This is a genomic window from Bradyrhizobium symbiodeficiens (assembly GCF_002266465.3).
In the GTDB taxonomy this organism is placed as follows: domain Bacteria; phylum Pseudomonadota; class Alphaproteobacteria; order Rhizobiales; family Xanthobacteraceae; genus Bradyrhizobium; species Bradyrhizobium symbiodeficiens.
The window spans coordinates 1,443,658-1,459,837 of the sequence record NZ_CP029427.2 but is presented as its reverse complement, the minus strand read 5'-3'; the positions used below and the strand labels follow the sequence as shown (position 1 = coordinate 1,459,837).

Sequence of the window (16,180 nt, the reverse complement as noted above, 5' to 3'; positions counted from 1 at the left end):
TATCGACCTAGGGCTTGTCGAGAGGCACGCATCTGGTGGAAACTGTTGGTCCAGCGCCAGAGGGTCAAAGACTGAATTGCCATGAAGCGGTCGAGAGGGTCATGCTCACCATGATGGGCGGTGGTCAACTCATGCATGGGCACAGCGGCGGCTAGCGGATGCAACGGATCACCTGCCCCGAGCGGGACGACTGGCAAGCCACTGCGCAAGCCTGCGGCTTCGCTTTCCACACCATCGACGGCGAACGCTATTGGGACGAGCGCGCCTATTACGGCTTCACGCTGGACGAGATCGAGCGCGGCATCGAGACGCCGACCGGCGAGATCGAGGCGATGTGCCTGGAGCTCGCCGGCCGCGTGATCGGCGACGAGCGGCACCTGCGGCGCCTGCAGATTCCGGAACCGTTCTGGAGCCTGATCGCCGAGAGCTGGCAGCGCGACGACCGCAGCCTCTACGGCCGGCTCGACCTGAAGTTCGACGGCAAGTCGCCGGCAAAGCTGCTCGAATACAACGCGGACACGCCGACCTCGATCTTCGAGGCCGCCGTGTTTCAATGGACCTGGCTCGAGCAGGCGATCGAGCGCCGCATCGTCCCGATGCGCGCCGATCAGTTCAACTCCATCCATGAGCGATTGATCGCGGCGTGGAAGGAGATTGCAGCCGGCCGTCACGTTCATCTCACCGGCACCACCGACAACGCCGAGGACGCCGGAACGCTGGCCTATCTCGAAGACACCGCGCGCCAGGCCGGGCTCTCGACCAGGCTGCTCGACATCGGGCAGATCGGCTGGCGCGACGAGCCAGGCGGTTTCGTCGATCTCGACGAGGCCGACATCGCGCTCGCCTTCAAACTCTATCCCTGGGAATGGATGTTCCACGATTCCTTCGGTGCAAAGCTCAAGGACGCGCCGACGCGCTGGATCGAGCCGCCGTGGAAGGCGGTGCTGTCCAACAAGGGCATTTTGCCGCTGCTGTGGGAGATGTTTCCGAACCATCCAAACCTGCTGCCGGCGTTCTTCGAGGACGATTCGCGGGCAGCGGAGCTCGGCACCTCGTATGTGCGCAAGCCGCTGCTGTCGCGCGAAGGCGCCAACGTCACGCTGGTGTCCGGCGGCATGCCGCTCGACGAGCAGGCCGGTCCCTACGGCGCCGAAGGTTTCGTGCGGCAGGCGCTCTCGCCGCTGCCGAACTTTTCGGGGTTTTATCCGGTGGTCGGAAGCTGGCTGGTGAACCACGCGCCGTGCGGCCTGTCGATCCGCGAAGACGAGAGCCCGATCACCGGCAACCGCTCGCGGTTTCTGCCGCATGCGATTTTGTGAGCTGTCATTTCGGGGCGCGACATCGTCGCGAGCCCGCAATGACAGAGTGAGAGCTCACCGCGCCGCGGCAACCTTCAACGACGGCGGCATCAAGCCGCCCATGGGGCGGCCGGAGCGCGCGGGGTTGAGCTGGTAGAGACCGCGGCGGTCCGCCATAGGGCGGAACGCGTCGGTGATGCCGACGACGGATTCGGCAGCGCCGAGCAGCAGCGTGCCGTCGGCCTCCATGCACTTCGCCATGCGTTCGAAGATCACCGCCTTGGTGTCCTGGTCGAAATAGATCAGCACGTTGCGGCAGAAGATCACGTCGAACGTGCCGAGATGGGAGAAGTCCTGCAGCAGATTGAGCTGACGAAACTGCACCATCGCGCGGATGTCGGCATTGAGCTGCCAGACCTCGCCGGTTTGCGTGAAGTACTTCATCAAATGCTGGATCGGCAGGCCGCGCTGCACCTCGAACTGGCTGTAAAGGCCGGCCTTGGATTTCTCCAGCACCTCCTGCGACAGATCGGTGGCGACGATCTCGATGCGCCAGCCGGCGAGGGCGGCGCCCATCTCCTTCACGCACATCGCGATCGAATAGGGCTCCTGCCCCGTCGACGAGGCCGCCGACCAGATGCGAAGCGATCTGCGCGCCGCGCGCGCCTGGATCAGGCCCGGCAGGATGGTCTCGCGCAAATGATCGAACGGGATCTTGTCGCGATAGAAGAAGGTCTCGTTGGTGGTCATCGCTTCGACCACGTCGGTCGCAAGCCGGCCGTCGCCGTTCCTGATCTTCAGCACGAGATCGGGAATGCCGGGAAGGCTCGCCTTGCGCGCCAGCGGCAACAGCCGGCTCTCGACCAAATACTGCTTGTCGGGCGACAGATCGAGGCCGGAGCGCTCTTTCAGGAACTTGCGGAGATAGTCGTAATCGGTGGGTGTCACGTGCGATCTCCCGCGAACAGGCGGTTGACCTTGGCGCCGATCTGGTTGAGCGGCAGGATCGCCGCGCAGATGCCCGCATTGGCCGCCGCGCCCGGCATGCCCCAGACCACGCTGGAGGCTTCGTCCTGCGCGATGACGTTGCCGCCGGCGGCGACGATGTCCTTGCCGCCGCGCATGCCGTCCGAGCCCATGCCGGTCAGGATCACGGAGAGGATGGCGCCATGCCAGATGTCGATGGCTGAGGTGAAGAGCGGATCGACCGCGGGCTTGCAGAAATTGACGGCGGGGCCGTCGTCGAGCGCGATCACGGTGTCAACGCCGCTGCGCGCCACGCGCATGTGCTTGCCGCCGGGGGCGAGATAGATGCGTCCCGGCTTCACCGGCTCGCCGTCGACCGCCTCGGCTGCCGGCCGGCGGCTCGAACGCGCCAGATGCTCGGCAAGGATGGTCGTGAAGGTCGGCGGCATGTGCTGGGTGATCAGCACGGGGACGCGGTCGATCACCGGGCCGAGCTCGGTGACGAGCGCCATCAGCGCCTGCGGACCGCCGGTCGAGGAGCCGATCAGCAGCACCTTGGGGGCCTGCGACGAGAACGGACGGGTGGTGATCCCCGATGCCGATTGCGGGTACAGGGACGGGGACGGCGCGGGCGCGGCAGGCCGCGCAGCGGGACTGCGCTGGGCCGGAGCCGGGCTCGCGGGGGCCAGCGGCGGGCTAGCGACCGCGGGCCTGCGCCGCAGCCGCGCGCCAAGATGGCGGATTTTCTCGATCAGGTCGTGATGAAAGATATCCGCGGCCGACACTTCGCGCGTCGATTCCGGCTTCGGGATGTAATCGGCCGCGCCGAGCGACAGCGCCTTGAAGCTGATCTCCGCGTTACGACGGGTCAGCGTCGAGGCCATGATGATGATGAGATCGCGTTTCTTCGCCAGCAGCTTCGGCAGCGCCGAGATGCCGTCGAGCTCGGGCATCTCGATGTCGAGCACGGCAACGTCGGGGTTGATGCGTTCGATCTGGTTGACCGCCTCCAGCCCGGTCCGCAGCGAGGCTGCGACCTCCATGTCGTGCTCGGCCCCGACCCAGCGCGAGATCAGACCGCGGATGACGACGGAGTCGTCGACGATCATCACCCGAAGCGGCCCAGCTTCGCGCGAGCCCGTCGTGGCGGAGTTTCCTGCGAACGCAACACTCATTACTCACCAACTCAGACTGAAAGGATACAGTTGAAAACAGGCACCGAAGGATCCGTTCCAGCCTCCGGCGAAGGCTCAGATAAGTCCGACTTCCTGGAATTTCGCCGTCACGATGTCCTTGTCGAAGGGCTTCATGATGTACTCGTTGGCGCCGGCATGCAGCGCGCGCGCGATATGCGCGACGTCGTTCTCGGTGGTGCAGAACACCACCTTGGGCTGGTCGCCGCCGGGCATCCGCCTGAGATGGCCGAGGAACTCGTAGCCGTCCATCACGGGCATGTTCCAGTCGAGCAGCACCGCATCGGGCAGGCCGCGCTTGCAGGCCTCCAGCGCCTTCTCACCGTCCTCGGCTTCGAGGATCTGGAAGTCGAGGCCCTCCAGGATCCGGCGCGCAACCTTGCGGATGACGCTGGAATCATCAACGACGAGACAAGTTCGCATGTGAACCTCTGCTTCCCTCCCCCTGTGGGGGACGCTTCCAATTGCAAGTCCGTCGGCAGCGATGCCGCCGTATCAGGCCGCCATCATCTCGGGCGCGAGCTCGAGGACGCGATCGACGTCGAGGACGACCATGAGCTGGCCGTCGAGACGGTGGACGCCGCCGGCGAGCTTGGCCATGCGCGGGTCGAGGTTGACGGGGTTTTCCTCCATGCCGGCCTCGGGCAGGCGCAGCACTTCGCCGATCTGGTCGATCAGCAGGCCGTAGGATTCACCGCGCAAATCGACGCCGACCGCCATCGGCACCTTGCCGTCCTCGGGCTGCGGCAGGCCGAGACGGGCGCGCATGTCGACTACGGTGACGATGCGGCCGCGCAGGTTCAGCACGCCCGCGATCTCGCGCGAGGACAGGGGCACGCGGGTGACGCGTTCGGGCATGAACACGTCCTGGACGCGGGAGATCGGCAGGCCGAACAGCTGGCCGCCGATCATCGCGGTGACGTATTCGACCATGGCGCCTTCGGCGGATTGGGTCTTGCTCTTGCTGGTCATGTTGGGTGTCTCCTGATCCTGTCCGTTACGCCGCCGCCCGGCTCAGATCGGAGGCGCCGGCGGCGCTCGCGGTCTGTTCCTTCAGCGCCGCGATCAGACCGGGACGGTCGAACTTGGCGACATAGTCATGGAAGCCGGCCTGACGGCCGCGCTCGATCGCCGCCGGCGACACCAGCGCCGACAGGCCGATGATCGGCATCGAGCCCAGATTGTTGTCCGAGCGGATGGTCTCGGCGAACTCGAACCCGTTCATGTCGGGCATCTCGATGTCGGTCAGCACCACGTCGAAGGTCTGCGCGCGCAGTGCCGCGAGGCCCTCCTGCGCGGTCGGGGCGGTGCGGACGCGGTAGCCGGCGGCTTTGAGGACGGGCGCCAGCATGTTGCGGAAGAACGCGGAGTCGTCGACCAGCAGCACCGACTGCGAGTGCAGCGACGGCTTCATCTCCTTGCGGGTGAACCAATCGGAGAACGCCATCGGCAGGAAGTGGCCGACGTCGATCACCTCGGTGGCCTGGCCCTTGATCACGGCCGAGCCCAGGATGCCGGAAGCGGAGCCGCCGACCTCGATGTTGAGCCGTTCCTCGACGATGTCGATGATCTCGTCGACGACGAGGCCCATGGAGCGGCCGTCGTCGGCGAACACCAGGATCGGCTGGGCGCCCTGGCTGGCGATGGTGACGCCCTCCATGGCGACGAGCGGCATCAGCTGCTCGCGATACTGCACCATGTAGCGGCCGTTGGAGAACTCGATCTTGTCGGCGGGCAGCTCTTCCAGGCGCGTGACGAGGCCGAGCGGGACCGCCTTGGGCTGCGACGAGCCGGCGCGGAACACCAGCAGCGAAGTGGTCTGCTCGCCCGAGCCGATGTGATGGGCGCCGTTCTCGTCACCCATGTCGTGGGCCGAGGAGCCGGCGGCGCCGAGCGCCTTCGCAATGCCGTTGGGATCGATGATCATGATGACCGCGCCATCGCCGAGGATGGTGTTGCCGGAGAACATGTCGATGTGACGCAGCTTGGTCGACATCGGCTTGACCACGATCTCTTCGGTGTGGAACACGCCGTCGACGACGATGCCGAAGGTCTGGCTGCCGACCTGGGTCACCACGATGAAGCCGTTCTCGGGATCGGAGGCCGCGCCGTCGTCGATCTTGAGGAGCTTCTTGAGGTGGATCAGCGGCAGGAGCTTGTTGCGCAGGCGCAGCACCGCGGTGTCCTTGATGCGCTCGATGCGGTGTTCGCTGTTGGCGCGGGCACGGACCAGCTCGACCACCGAGAGCTGCGGGATCGCGAAGCGATCACCGGCGGCTTCGACGATCAGGGCCGAGACGATCGCCAGCGTCAGCGGGATCTTGATGGTGACGGAGGAGCCCTCGCCGGCCACCGACTTGATGTCGATGGTGCCGCCGATCTGGTCGATATTGGTACGCACCACGTCCATGCCGACGCCGCGGCCCGAGACCGAGGTGATGGCGGCGGCGGTCGAGAAGCCCGGCGCGAAGATGAACTTGTGGATCTGGGCTTCGCTCATCTTCTCGAGCTCGGCCTCGGTGACGAGGCCTGAGGAGATCGCCTTGGCCTTGATCTTGTCGGTGTTGAGGCCGCGGCCGTTGTCGGCGATGCAGATGATGATGTGGCCGCCCTCGTGATAGGCGGACAGGCGGATGGTGCCCTGCTCGCCCTTGCCGGAGGCGAGGCGCTCGGCGGGGGTCTCCAGGCCATGATCGGCGGAGTTGCGCACCATGTGGGTGAGCGGGTCCTTGATCAGATCGAGCACCTGGCGGTCGAGCTCGGTGTCGGCGCCGTGCATCTCCAGTTCGATCTGCTTGCCGAGCTCGCTCGAGAGGTCGCGGACGATGCGGGGCAGCTTCTGCCAGGCATTGCCGATCGGCTGCATGCGCGTCTTCATGACGCCTTCCTGCAGCTCGGCGGTGACGTTGGAGAGGCGCTGCAGCGGCACCTTGAACTCGGTGTCCTCGTTGCGGCGGGAGATCTCCAGCAGCTGGTTGCGGGTCAGCACCAGCTCGGAGACCATGGTCATCAGATGCTCCAGCGTGTCCACGTTGACGCGGATCGACTGGTTGGCGATGCTGGCGCCTTCGCCGCCGGTCTCATCTGCCACCGACTTCTTGGCGACGGCCTTCTCCTTGGACGCCTTGGCGTCCTTGACGACCGCCCTGGCAACCGGCGCCGCTGCTTCAGCGGCTGGCTCGGCCTTGACCTCGGCGACGGGCTCCGCCGCTTCGATCGGGGTCTCGCGGAAGGCGCGCTCGAGCTCGTCGAGCGAGACTTCGCCCGGACGGAGCGGACGCTCCAGCGTCTGGTCGATCAGCGTGCCCGTTGTCATCTCCTTTGCGGGCGCAGGCGCAGTGGCGGGCGCTTCCGGCACCAGCGGCGGGGCCTCGGCCACGGGAGCAGCGGCTGCAGCGGCCATAGCAGCCATGCCCCGCTCGACCATCGCTTCCAGCTGGTCGATGAGATCGCGGTCGTTGCCCTCGGGCTCGGCTTCGGTCGCCTCGAGACCGGCCAGGATCTCCTTGATCCGGTCGATCGAAGCCAGAATCAGCGACACTGCGTCCGCCGTCACCGGCATGCCGTCGCGGAATTTGCTCATCAGGGTCTCGCCGGCATGCGCCAGCGCTTCCAGCCGCGGCAATCCGAGGAAGCCGCAAGTGCCCTTGATGGTGTGGACCAGGCGGAAGATGTTATCCAGGATCTTGGCGTTGTTCGGCTCCTGCTCGAACTTCACCAGCTGATTGTCCACGGTGTCCAGGCTCTCGCTGGTCTCCGTCAAAAACTCCCGCAACAGATCATCCATGAAAACAGGCCTTCATACAGGGAGGGCGCGCACGAATTGTGATGCGCCTATTCGGAATGGGGCCAGCTTCACCGTAAAGCGTTTAATATTGGTTGAGTATGTGCAAAAGAACGGAACCAACAAAAAGACAAGGCGCTCCGGACAAGCCGAAGCGCCTCGTAAAGATTTGATTAAGACGCCGAGCGCTGCGCGCGTTTACGAAGCGGTAATGATGATGGCTTCGCCTTCCGGCTTGAGCGTCACGGTGAGCCCGCAGGCCTGTGCCAGCAGCCGCGTATAATAAGGCTGGATCGCATGCGCGTCCGCGGCAGGGCCGCGCTCGCCGCTCAAGAGCTCGGAGATGTTCTGCGGCAGGCGCGCGTTATGTCCGGTCGCGGTGATGCGAAAGCTCATCGTCTCGCCCTCGCCGATCGGGTCGATCGTCAGCGTGCCACCGCGCGGGATGGTGTGCTGGGACACGACCAGCATGTTGAGCAGCAGCTTGACGCGGTTCTTCGGCAGCAGGAGCCGCGGCAGGTTCCAGGTGATCGAGCACTTGCCGTCCTCAATGTGGCCGCGCGCCATGGTCTGGGCATCGCCGAGATCAATCTGCGCGCCGGAGGAGCCGGCGGCGCCGAAGGCGAGACGGCAGAATTGGAGCCGGGCGGAGGCGGTCTTGGCGCTCTTGCGAATCAGGTCGAGCGCGAACTCGCGATCTTCCGGCTTGGGATCATCGTCGAGCACTTCGAGCCCGTTGACGATGGCGCCGACGGGGCTGATGAGATCGTGACAGACCCGCGAGCACAGCAGCGCTGCGAGTTCGAGCATATCGGGAGCAGTGGCGGTCGCGGGCGACGAGGCGTCAGACATATAAAGGGGTCCTGGAGGGTTCCTGAAATTGCACGGCGCTGGACGCCGCGAATCACGCATGCTTGACGGATGCTGCGGGTTCTAACATTCGCCAGCCCGTGGCAGCTAGCTTGCGATAGATTCGAAGCGGCCATAAAGGGCTGCGGGCGAATCAACCGAGGAGGCGAGACTTGCGGATTCCAGACTTGCCAGTTCCAGACTTGCCGACGAATGAGGCACACAGGTGAGGATCATCGACGCCGAGGCCGCATCCCGATTGATGGAGCCGCTCACCGCGCTGGTGGTGAAGGCGGGCGAGGCGATCCTCGGCGTCAACCGCGCGGCGATGCGGATCGACGGCAAGCAGGACGGCTCGCCGGTAACCGAGGCCGACCTTGCCGCCGACCATATCATCGCGGAGGGCCTCGCCCGGCTCGCGAACGATATCCCGACGCTGTCGGAAGAGCGAACCGAGCTTGCCTCCCCATCGTTCGAGGGCAGCTTCTTCCTGATCGACCCGCTCGACGGCACCAAGGAGTTCGTCGCCGGCCGCGACGAATTCACCGTCAACCTCGCTTTGGTGACGTCAGGCGTGCCGCTGCTGGGCATCGTCGCCGCGCCCGCGCTCGGCCTGCTCTGGCGCGGCATCGTCGGCCGTGGCGCCGAGCGGGTGAGGTTTGACGGCGCTACCATCGGCGCGGCCGAGCCGATCCACACCCGCAAACTGCCGGCGCAAGGGGAGCCATGGATCGCGGCGGTGAGCCGCTCGCACGGCGATCCCAGGAGCGAGGCGTTCATCGACAACAGGCCCAACGCCGTCAGACGGACGGTCGGCTCGGCCGTGAAATTCGGCCGGATCGCGGAAGGCAGCGCCGACATCTACCCCCGCTTCGGGCCCACTTGTGAATGGGACGTCGGGGCCGGCGCCGCGGTCGTGACCGCGGCCGGCGGCCGGGTGACCGACGGCAAGGGCGGCGAGCTCCGTTTCGGCGAGCGGCACGCCAGCGGCTTCATCATCCCGGAGTTCATCGCCTGGGGCGACCCGGAGGCGGCGAGACTCTAAAAAGCCGCTACTGACCCAGCTGTTCGTAAAGCGCCGGCCAGCGCTTGCCGACTTCATAGAGGAACCGCTCGGGGTTGGCGGCGAAGGCGTCGCGATTGGCTTCCCTGCTGAACAAATAGAGCCGCTGCGCCACGATGGCGAAGAAGCGGGGATTGCCGGCGATGGTCACCCCACGGGCGATATCGGCGGGATCGTAGCCGCCGAATTGCGGCCCGTAGATTTCCGGATGGGCCAGGAAGGAGGCGCGGTTGCCCTCGTTGCGAAAGCGCCAGACCGCGCCCCAGAGGTTCGCCTCGAACTCCGCCGTGCCCTGCATGGCGGTGCCCTCGACGAAATAGGCGACGGGGTCGAAACCCTCGATGGCAATGCCGGAGAAGCGGTTGACGACGACCCGCTCGGTGGTGGCGGCCAGGGCCGGCCGCACCGGGGCGGTGATCCCTATGCCCGAGAGCAGGCAGACGAGGAGGCCGATCAAGGCGATTCCGGGGCGCAAAGGGCTATCTTCCTGCCGTTGTGCCGTCATAGTTGCTGCGGATAACATCCGAGTCGAGGGGACATCCGGCGCAACCTAGAGCCGCGCCTGTTGGCGTCAGGTTAAGGAAGCGACCGGTTTCGGTACCAGGGGTTCTTTTATGACTTTCGCATCACGCCTTGCTGCGCTCGCGCTTGCCGCGATGGTCGGCTGGATCGTGCCGGCCTCGGCCCAGACGGCGCCGCCGCCCGATCTGCCGCCGCCGCAGCGGACCCCGTCGCCCAGCACCTACGGGCCGGACGAGTTGGTCGGCGCCGGGCACCGCTTCTTCGGCAACGTCTCGCGCGGCCTCGCCTCGATCATCGAGAAGGCGGTCAGCCAATGGGGCCTGCCGAACGGCTACATCCTGGGTGAGGAAGGCTCCGGCGCGTTCGTCGCCGGGCTTCGTTACGGCGAGGGCACGCTCTACACCAAGAACGCCGGCGATCTGCGCGTCTACTGGCAGGGTCCCTCGCTCGGCTTCGACTGGGGCGGCGACGGCGCGCGCACCATGACGCTGGTTTACAACCTGCCCGCCACCAACGCGATCTACCAGCGCTTCGCCGGCCTCGACGGCTCGGCCTACATCATCGGCGGTTTCGGCATGACGGCGCTCACCGCCAACAACATCGTGCTGGTGCCGATCCGCTCCGGGCTCGGCCTGCGGCTGGGTGCCAATATCGGCTATCTCAAATTCACGCCGCGAGCGACCTGGAACCCATTCTAGGCTGCTCTCCTCCATCCGGGTACGATCAAGGTTAACGACAGAGCGGGGCTGGCTTTTTGCCGGTCCGCCATGGCATGGTCGTTGGTGAATTTTTCCTTAAGCTTGGGAGTTCTGGCCCATGGTCGAACCGATCATGTACCTGGCGATCGGTTTCCTGCTTTCGATGCTGTGCGGGCTCGCGATCGTGCCGCTGGTGCATAACCGCGCCGTGCGCCTGACCACGCGCCGGCTCGAGGCCGCAACGCCGCTGTCGATGGCGGAGATCCAGGCCGACAAGGACCAGCTTCGCGCCGAATTCGCCATGTCGGCGCGGCGGCTCGAGATGAGCGTCGACCAGCTCAAGAACAAGACCACGAGCCAGCTCGCCGAGCTCGGCAAGAAGAGCGACGCCATCAACCGCATGAAGATCGAGCTCGGCGAGAAGAACGCCACGATCTTCGCGCTGGAGGCGCGCGAGAAGGCGGTGAAGGAGCAGCTCCGCGCCACCGAAGAGGAATTCAACGCCAAGACCGCATCCTTGCGCGAGGCCGAGATCGCGCTGGCTGACAAGCAGGCCGAGCTCGCCAAGATCAACACTGAGCTGTCCGACCGCTCGATGATGGCGGAGAGCCGCCAGGTCGAGCTACTCGCCGTGCGCGCGCAGATCGAGGAATTGAAGAACCGCGTTGGCGACGCCGAGAAGGAATTCGCGGCGACCCAGGCGCGGCTCGCGCAGGAACGTCTGGAATCGGAGACCGCCTCGCGCGAGCTCGGCGATGCCCGCGGCCGGGTCGAGAATCTGAGCCAGCGCGTCACCGAGCTCGATCGCCAGTTGATCGGACAGGTGAAGGAAGCCGAGATGCTGTCCGGCCGCGTCGCCGATCTCGAAGGGCGGCTCGCCACGCAGGGCAAGCTGCTGGCCGAGCGCGAGTATGAGAACAATCAGCTCCGCCAGCTCCATGACGGCGACGAGCGCACCATCAAGGAGCTGCGCGTCGAGATCGCGGCCTTGAGCGGCGGCAAATCGTCGGCCGCCGCGGAGGCGCTGCGCGCCGAAAGGACCGCGCTGGAGGAGCAGCTGCGCACCACCCGCGACGAGCGCGCCAAGCTGCAGCGCGACATCAACGCGATCCAGCAGCAGGCGGAAAGCTCCTGGGCGACCGAGCGCATGGAGAATGCGCTCTTGCGCGAGCGCATCAACGACATCGCCGCCGAGGTGGCAAAGCTCGCGATGCAGCTCGAAGGTCCGAACTCGCCGATCGAGGCGCTGCTGGCGGCCGAGGCCGGCCAGCCGCCGAAGCCGGCGCCGCGTCCGGCCAACGATGCCGCAAGCAATGGCGCGCCGAGCCTGCCCGAGGGCGGCGGAACGCTGGCCGAGCGGATCCGGGCGCTGCAGGCCCACGCCTCCCGCGCCCGCCAGCAGGGCGCGTAAGCGGCCCGAAATCCGGCCGGGCCAGCGAATTGCGCGACCGGGACCAAGGTTTTCCAGCCCCAGCGGCGCCTGAAAACTTGACACCTCAAGCCTGCACTTCTAAATCGCGGGCTCCAATGCGCCGGCCGGCCAGGAAGGTCCGGCCGTCTGCATGATGGTCCCGGGCGCATAGCTCAGCGGGAGAGCGTTCCCTTCACACGGGAGAGGTCCAAGGTTCGATCCCTTGTGCGCCCACCACGCTTCGCCAAGAGGCTTCGCGTGGCGCAGCCACGCTTAATGAGGGCGAAGCGTGTCCGGCGTAGCTCGAAGAGCGTAGACGGACTGGGGCTTCGTGCTCCCGCTCCGGCAAAAATTGCGAAAACAACCGAGGCCAGTAACATCAAGGGGTTACGGCTTTACCGAATTGGCATGCTGCAGCGAAAAATTTCGCGCGCGGCGGATCGGCATCACCAGCGGCACCCGCCTTGGTATTTCGCGATTATCGGACGGCCCCAGCGATCGTTCAATCGCATCAGCGTCCCCCACGAATCTCATGCGTCATGCAATTGGGACTGATCTTATCGCTTGTTGGCTGGTTGTATGTGATCCGCATGCGACACCTTGAGGCGACCTTGCCGCGGCGGGCATCGTAGAGTGTGCCCTGAAATTTTCCGAGGAGAACCGCATGGCGACCATTTTCATCACCGGCAGCACCGATGGCCTCGGCCGGGCGGCGGCGCAATCGCTGCTCGATCTAGGACACCGCGTGGTTCTGCATGCACGGTCGGCCGATCGCGGCAATGCGCTCGGCGAGCTGAGGTCGCGAGCCCAGGGGATCGTGGTCGGCGATCTCAGCAGCGCGGCCGAGACCAAGGCTATCGCCGATCAGGTCAACGCGATCGGGCGCATGGATGCGATCATCCACAACGCCGGCGTCTACACGCGGCCCGCCCGTGGCGCGACGGCGGAAGGCCACGCCGAGACCTTGGCCATCAACACGCTTGCGCCGTACATGCTGACGGCGTTGATCGAACGGCCCGGCCGCCTAGTGTATCTCAGCAGCGGCCTGCACCGGGGCGGAGAAGGCTCGCTCGACGACCTCGACTGGACCAGGCGCTCCTGGGATGCGGCCAAGGCCTATGCCGAGAGCAAGCTGCAAATTGTCGCGCTGGCCTTAGCGCTGGCGCGGCGCTGGCCCGCCGTTATGAGCAACGCTGTCGATCCAGGCTGGGTGCGCACGAAGATGGGCGGCGCGGGTGCGCCGGTCGATATCGACACCGGCGCGCGGACACAGAGCTGGCTGGCTGCGAGCGAGGATCCTGCGGCACTGGTCAGCGGGCGCTATTGGCATCATCTCGCGCAGCAGCAGCCGGCCCGCGAAGCGACCGACCCGGAATTTCAGGACGAGCTCATCGGGAAGTTGGGCAAGCTGACGGGCGTTGAGCTGCCGGGAGTGTAGAGTGCGATCTGTCATTCGTCATTGCGAGCGAAGCGAAGCAATCGAGAGTCTTCACACCGCCCGCCCGGTCCTCCACACCGTGTAGAGACCAACGAGCGTCCCGATCGCAACCAGTGCTGCTGCGAGCAACAGCTGCAATTCCCCGTCGTCGGTGGGGCCGACGGACGACACCAGCCTGGTCACGATGACGAACAGGATGCCGACGGCGGCCGCAGCGCCCACGCAGAGATAAGCGAGCTCTCGCGTCAAATTGCGGCCGAGCAGTCCGAGCGCGGTGAAATACATCGCACTGGCGTTGGGATGAACGAACAGGGCAATGCGCGCGTAAGCGCCATAGGCGTCGAACAGGGATTCGCACCGGCGCAGGGCCGCTTTCGAGGCGACCCGCTGCAGGAACGGCCGGAAGAAACGCGCCTGCCCGTAGCTGAGAACGGCGCCCACGATGATGGCGAGCCACGCCGCGACGAAGACGGAGCCATCCACGGCCTTCGGACTGAGCGCCACCGACATCAGGATCAGGGCCGTGCCGGGAAAATAGCCGAAATAGGGGAACACGGCTTCCAGCAGCACGCAGACGAACATGAAGGCCGGAAACCATGCCGACCCGGTCGCGCCATGGACGATGGCGTTCAGATCGAACAGGCTCGTCCTGTAAAGGACGAGGTACATGCACATGGCCAATAGAGCCAGCGCGTAGAACGGCAACGCTCCAGTGAGAAACCGTCTCATCCAACCATCAGGCTTTGTTTGGCGGAGACGACGGCCTCGCGCTTGTCCGGATCATGCATTGGGCGAATGACACTGCTCCTGTCGAGAGCGCCCTTTGCCACGCAATCCTTGCCGCGCCCCGCCCCTACCCGATCGACAGGATCTCGATCTCCTGCGCGCCCGCGCCGACGACGTCACCCACCGCCTTCCCCATCAGCGACCGCGCCACCGGTGCGACGAACGAGATCGTCCCAGCCTTGGGATCGGCTTCGTCCTCGCCGACGATGCGATAGGTCTGCACGCGGCCGTCGACGCGGCTGAAGGTCACGGTGCTGCCGAAGGCGACGCTGTCGTTCGACGCCGGGTTGGGAACGAGCTGCGCGGTGCGCAAACGCTCCGTCAGGTAGCGGGCGTCGCGCAACGGCACCGCCGATTGCCGGCGCTTCTCGTTGACGTCCTCGATTGTCTGCGCGGCTTCATAGGCCTCGCGGGCCTGCTGAAGCTGTGCCTGCAAGGCTTGCAGGCCGGCTTCCGTCACGAGGTTCGGATGCGGCGAGATCGGGCGATCCGGCAACAGCGTCTCGGACGCGGTCTCGGCGCTTTCTTCCTTGGTAAAGGCGACGCTCAATTCAAAGATCCTGTCAAACGGTCCGGAAGGCAACGCAAAGCGCTGCCGATTTGGTCCGGATTATATCTCAAGTTCGACGAAACGACGGAGCTTGAAGACGATATCCGGCATGGCCTGGCGGAACCGCGTCGCGTTCTGGAAATTGGTCGAGAACGGCGCGAAGGTGATCATGGCATTCCAATGCCGGTAACCGTAGACCGTGACCGAGGCCCCGGTCGCCGGAAAATCCTCCAGCTTGCGCAACTCGCCAAGCACGAGATCGGCGATCGCCTCAGCCGGCAGCAGCTGTTTGCCATCCCGCGTCGTGACGATTCTTCCAGGCTGCTCGACCGGCTCCACGGCGGCCGGCGCAGCGTCGGAGGTTTCCTCCAGCTTGATCGATTTCGACTGGGCGGCAGGCGGCGCCTCCGCTTCCGCTCCGTTCGACGGCACTGTCGGCGGACCCTCGGTGAGCGGCGGCGGTGCAACATTGTCTGCGCGCTTGTTGCCTCCAAGGATGCCGCTGATCATGGCCACGAGGCCAGCATCCTTCACGTCGTCACTCATCATTCCCCTGGATTCGGCCCACTCTAGCATTGCGTTCGCAGACCGCCACCGGGGAAGTGACATCGGCAACCGACCGGCCAGGGCCCAGTTCGGCAGGCACCGGGCGGCGCAACGGCTGATCGCGTCGCGCCGCCGTGCGATCGGCTACTGCTTATCGAACGGAATATATTGCTGGTACTGCTTGGGCACCGAACTGCGATAGCGCGCGGGGACGGTGCCGCTGTCGACCGAGTGGTCGATCTCCTGCTGCCGCGTCATCTTCTTCTTCGCCGGCTTCTTCGACGCGCTCTTCTTGGAGTCGGTCGGCTGGCTGGACGTGTCGGTGGTCGCAGCCGGCGGCGGCGTCGTCGCGGCCGGCGCAGTACTTGTCGCCGCAGGCGCGGCGGTTCCGCCGGCAGCCGGCGCGGTCTGGGCCGGCGCGAGCGATGTTTGCATGATGAGCGCCAGCGCCGCTGTCGCGGCCAGCAAATACGATTTTTGCATCAGAACCTCCAAAAATGACCTGACCCGAATGAGGAAAGCGTGAGCCTCAGGGAAAGCAACGCGGGCGAGTTCGATCACGATAGGCCAAAAGGCCTTCCGCGAACTGTGGCCGAGATCACATTGCCCGCCGCGGCTTGGCGCATCATAGACGCATGTCGAACGCAATGCCCACTGCGGACACCAAGACATATACGACAAAGTGTCGGGCCCATCCGGAACCCGCGCATCGCGCTGCGTGTTCCCTCGTCGACTGCTCCTCCAACCGTCCTTCCATGGAGACTGAAATGCGTCGCACCATCCTCACCCTTGCCTCGTTCGCGGCCTTGATGGCCGCGTTGGCCCCGACGGCCCAGGCTCACCCCACAAACGACAGGTACTGCCTGCAGGGCCGCATGTGGGGCTATCCCGGCAACTGCCAGTTCGCGAGCTATCAGCAGTGTCAGGCCACCGCCTCCGGCACGTCGGCCTATTGCGGCATCAACCCGCGCTACGCCTATTCGCAGCAGCGCGCCTACTGACGAGACGACGGCTGAAGACATGCGGCGTGCGTGAAGACGCACGCCGTGCGCCAAGCGGACCAAGGCTCAGGCTTG

17 protein-coding genes and 1 tRNA gene are annotated in these 16,180 nt (G+C 65.6%); 7 read left to right on the top strand and 11 right to left on the bottom strand.

The window, feature by feature from the left end:
• Positions 1 to 158 precede the first annotated feature (158 nt).
• On the top strand, positions 159 to 1,319 hold the full coding sequence (locus CIT39_RS06865; RefSeq protein WP_094973650.1) for a glutathionylspermidine synthase family protein: 1,161 nt from the start codon (positions 159 to 161) through the stop codon (positions 1,317 to 1,319).
• Between the two features lie 54 nt (positions 1,320 to 1,373).
• On the opposite strand, the gene CIT39_RS06860 is transcribed toward CIT39_RS06865, so the two are convergent.
• From CIT39_RS06860 to chpT, 6 genes are all read right to left on the bottom strand, one after another.
• On the bottom strand, positions 1,374 to 2,246 hold the full coding sequence (locus tag CIT39_RS06860) for a CheR family methyltransferase (RefSeq protein WP_094973649.1): 873 nt from the start codon (positions 2,244 to 2,246) through the stop codon (positions 1,374 to 1,376).
• Entirely contained in the window at positions 2,243 to 3,439 is a 1,197-nt protein-coding gene (locus tag CIT39_RS06855) for a protein-glutamate methylesterase/protein-glutamine glutaminase (protein ID WP_094973648.1), read from the bottom strand. The genes CIT39_RS06860 and CIT39_RS06855 overlap by 4 nt, the downstream gene beginning before the upstream one ends.
• Before the next feature lie 75 nt (positions 3,440 to 3,514).
• Positions 3,515 to 3,880 (bottom strand): response regulator, encoded by a 366-nt coding sequence (locus CIT39_RS06850; RefSeq protein ID WP_007600538.1) that lies wholly within the window; start codon positions 3,878 to 3,880, stop codon positions 3,515 to 3,517.
• A gap of 72 nt (positions 3,881 to 3,952) precedes the next feature.
• Positions 3,953 to 4,429 carry a chemotaxis protein CheW gene (locus tag CIT39_RS06845; RefSeq protein ID WP_094973647.1) on the bottom strand — a complete coding sequence of 159 codons (477 nt, stop codon included), beginning with the start codon at positions 4,427 to 4,429 and terminating at the stop codon, positions 3,953 to 3,955.
• 25 nt (positions 4,430 to 4,454) lie between these two features.
• Positions 4,455 to 7,244: a hybrid sensor histidine kinase/response regulator gene (locus CIT39_RS06840; protein WP_109853887.1), complete on the bottom strand. Its 2,790-nt coding sequence runs from the start codon at positions 7,242 to 7,244 to the stop codon at positions 4,455 to 4,457.
• A 195-nt stretch (positions 7,245 to 7,439) separates the two neighbouring features.
• Positions 7,440 to 8,093, bottom strand: coding sequence for a histidine phosphotransferase ChpT (gene chpT / locus CIT39_RS06835; RefSeq protein ID WP_162308381.1), 654 nt, complete (start codon positions 8,091 to 8,093; stop codon positions 7,440 to 7,442).
• A 259-nt stretch (positions 8,094 to 8,352) separates the two neighbouring features.
• Here chpT and CIT39_RS06830 point away from each other — a divergent pair, with 259 nt between their 5' ends.
• The gene (locus CIT39_RS06830) at positions 8,353 to 9,135 is read left to right on the top strand and encodes a 3'(2'),5'-bisphosphate nucleotidase CysQ family protein (protein WP_094973459.1); all 783 of its coding nucleotides are present in this window, start codon (positions 8,353 to 8,355) and stop codon (positions 9,133 to 9,135) included.
• Positions 9,136 to 9,142: 7 nt separating this feature from the next.
• Here the strand turns inward: CIT39_RS06830 and CIT39_RS06825 are convergent, their stop codons facing one another.
• A complete protein-coding gene (locus CIT39_RS06825; RefSeq protein ID WP_094972830.1) occupies positions 9,143 to 9,628 on the bottom strand; it encodes a YHS domain-containing (seleno)protein in 486 nt (161 codons plus the stop codon).
• Between the two features lie 139 nt (positions 9,629 to 9,767).
• On the opposite strand from CIT39_RS06825, the gene CIT39_RS06820 reads away from it, so the two are divergent.
• The 4 genes from CIT39_RS06820 to CIT39_RS06805 all read left to right on the top strand — a co-directional run bounded on the left by CIT39_RS06820 (position 9,768) and on the right by CIT39_RS06805 (position 13,222).
• Positions 9,768 to 10,373: a DUF1134 domain-containing protein gene (locus CIT39_RS06820; RefSeq protein ID WP_094972831.1), complete on the top strand. Its 606-nt coding sequence runs from the start codon at positions 9,768 to 9,770 to the stop codon at positions 10,371 to 10,373.
• Between the two features lie 118 nt (positions 10,374 to 10,491).
• Complete coding sequence (locus CIT39_RS06815) at positions 10,492 to 11,784, top strand: coiled-coil domain-containing protein (protein WP_094972832.1); 1,293 nt, start codon at positions 10,492 to 10,494, stop codon at positions 11,782 to 11,784.
• 162 nt (positions 11,785 to 11,946) lie between these two features.
• Positions 11,947 to 12,021 (top strand) — tRNA-Val (locus CIT39_RS06810).
• Positions 12,022 to 12,448: 427 nt separating this feature from the next.
• Positions 12,449 to 13,222, top strand: coding sequence for an SDR family NAD(P)-dependent oxidoreductase (locus tag CIT39_RS06805; RefSeq protein ID WP_094972833.1), 774 nt, complete (start codon positions 12,449 to 12,451; stop codon positions 13,220 to 13,222).
• Between the two features lie 51 nt (positions 13,223 to 13,273).
• Here the strand turns inward: CIT39_RS06805 and CIT39_RS06800 are convergent, their stop codons facing one another.
• From CIT39_RS06800 to CIT39_RS06785, 4 genes are all read right to left on the bottom strand, one after another.
• A complete protein-coding gene (locus CIT39_RS06800; RefSeq protein ID WP_094972834.1) occupies positions 13,274 to 13,951 on the bottom strand; it encodes a hypothetical protein in 678 nt (225 codons plus the stop codon).
• A 124-nt stretch (positions 13,952 to 14,075) separates the two neighbouring features.
• A complete protein-coding gene (greA, locus tag CIT39_RS06795; RefSeq protein ID WP_094972835.1) occupies positions 14,076 to 14,558 on the bottom strand; it encodes a transcription elongation factor GreA in 483 nt (160 codons plus the stop codon).
• Between the two features lie 60 nt (positions 14,559 to 14,618).
• Positions 14,619 to 15,104: a hypothetical protein gene (locus CIT39_RS06790; RefSeq protein ID WP_094973460.1), complete on the bottom strand. Its 486-nt coding sequence runs from the start codon at positions 15,102 to 15,104 to the stop codon at positions 14,619 to 14,621.
• 144 nt (positions 15,105 to 15,248) lie between these two features.
• Positions 15,249 to 15,587: a hypothetical protein gene (locus CIT39_RS06785; protein WP_094973461.1), complete on the bottom strand. Its 339-nt coding sequence runs from the start codon at positions 15,585 to 15,587 to the stop codon at positions 15,249 to 15,251.
• A 284-nt stretch (positions 15,588 to 15,871) separates the two neighbouring features.
• On the opposite strand from CIT39_RS06785, the gene CIT39_RS06780 reads away from it, so the two are divergent.
• Complete coding sequence (locus CIT39_RS06780; protein ID WP_094972836.1) at positions 15,872 to 16,105, top strand: DUF3551 domain-containing protein; 234 nt, start codon at positions 15,872 to 15,874, stop codon at positions 16,103 to 16,105.
• Positions 16,106 to 16,180: the final 75 nt, after the last annotated feature.

Coding starts and splice junctions, on each gene's coding strand:
- CIT39_RS06815 (WP_094972832.1), top strand. CDS start 10,492: ATGGTCGAACCGATCATGTACCTGGCGATCGGTTTCCTGCTTTCGATG.
- CIT39_RS06785 (WP_094973461.1), bottom strand. CDS start 15,587: ATGCAAAAATCGTATTTGCTGGCCGCGACAGCGGCGCTGGCGCTCATC.
- CIT39_RS06820 (WP_094972831.1), top strand. CDS start 9,768: ATGACTTTCGCATCACGCCTTGCTGCGCTCGCGCTTGCCGCGATGGTC.
- CIT39_RS06865 (WP_094973650.1), top strand. CDS start 159: ATGCAACGGATCACCTGCCCCGAGCGGGACGACTGGCAAGCCACTGCG.
- CIT39_RS06780 (WP_094972836.1), top strand. CDS start 15,872: ATGCGTCGCACCATCCTCACCCTTGCCTCGTTCGCGGCCTTGATGGCC.
- CIT39_RS06790 (WP_094973460.1), bottom strand. CDS start 15,104: ATGAGTGACGACGTGAAGGATGCTGGCCTCGTGGCCATGATCAGCGGC.
- CIT39_RS06845 (WP_094973647.1), bottom strand. CDS start 4,429: ATGACCAGCAAGAGCAAGACCCAATCCGCCGAAGGCGCCATGGTCGAA.
- chpT (WP_162308381.1), bottom strand. CDS start 8,093: ATGTCTGACGCCTCGTCGCCCGCGACCGCCACTGCTCCCGATATGCTC.
- CIT39_RS06840 (WP_109853887.1), bottom strand. CDS start 7,244: ATGGATGATCTGTTGCGGGAGTTTTTGACGGAGACCAGCGAGAGCCTG.
- CIT39_RS06805 (WP_094972833.1), top strand. CDS start 12,449: ATGGCGACCATTTTCATCACCGGCAGCACCGATGGCCTCGGCCGGGCG.
- CIT39_RS06850 (WP_007600538.1), bottom strand. CDS start 3,880: ATGCGAACTTGTCTCGTCGTTGATGATTCCAGCGTCATCCGCAAGGTT.
- CIT39_RS06855 (WP_094973648.1), bottom strand. CDS start 3,439: ATGAGTGTTGCGTTCGCAGGAAACTCCGCCACGACGGGCTCGCGCGAA.
- CIT39_RS06830 (WP_094973459.1), top strand. CDS start 8,353: ATGGAGCCGCTCACCGCGCTGGTGGTGAAGGCGGGCGAGGCGATCCTC.
- CIT39_RS06800 (WP_094972834.1), bottom strand. CDS start 13,951: ATGAGACGGTTTCTCACTGGAGCGTTGCCGTTCTACGCGCTGGCTCTA.